Consider the following 662-nt stretch of genomic DNA (forward strand, 5'->3'; position numbering starts at 1 on the left):
AAAAAACATTCTAAGCTAAATAGTGAATTGACTATCCGACGGGATAGTTGATTCACTATTTTTTGTTCTAGCCGTAGAATTTGAAATAGTAGTAAAACCATATGTCATGCGATCTTTAGACGCTTGACGTCGTATAAAAAACTGGCAGTTTTACTGAGAAATTATGCAATCTCTTCGAAGAATGTGGACATTTAATTTCGAGTTTAGAAAATTAGATCCTGATTTCTTAAGTAAAATAGCTTTACTGCTATATTTAGGAGGTTTTATAAATGAAAGTTATCTTTGGCATTGATGTAAGCAAGAGTACATCAACTGTTTGTGAATTAATCAATGATAGTAAATCTATTACAACAATTACTAATGATCGGCCTGGTTTCTTAGAACTGCTCAATGATCTGAAAGCTTTCACTCAACATCCTCAAATTATTTTCGAAGCCACCGGCGTATATTCAAGAAGACTGCAGACTTTCTTAGATGATTATGGCTACGAATATGTAGTTCTGAATCCATTAAAGGCTAAGAAAGAGATGGATTTAAGGCTTAGACATAATAAAACAGATAGGACAGATGCTTATCACTTAGCATTAATTCAAAAGCTTTATCACCATCCAGTTAGTCAACTGCAAGCTGAGCAATATCATCAATTAAATGCTCTAAGTCGT

1 protein-coding gene is annotated in these 662 nt (G+C 33.2%); it reads left to right on the forward strand.

What is annotated here, in order from left to right; all coding sequences use genetic code 11:
* Positions 1-269: 269 nt before the first annotated feature.
* Positions 270-662 (forward strand): IS110 family transposase (locus tag HMPREF0528_RS08630; RefSeq protein WP_004896655.1); only part of this gene is annotated, 393 nt, incomplete at its 3' end.

Origin of the sequence: Lactobacillus johnsonii ATCC 33200, assembly GCF_000159355.1 — a bacterium.
Classification (GTDB): domain Bacteria; phylum Bacillota; class Bacilli; order Lactobacillales; family Lactobacillaceae; genus Lactobacillus; species Lactobacillus johnsonii.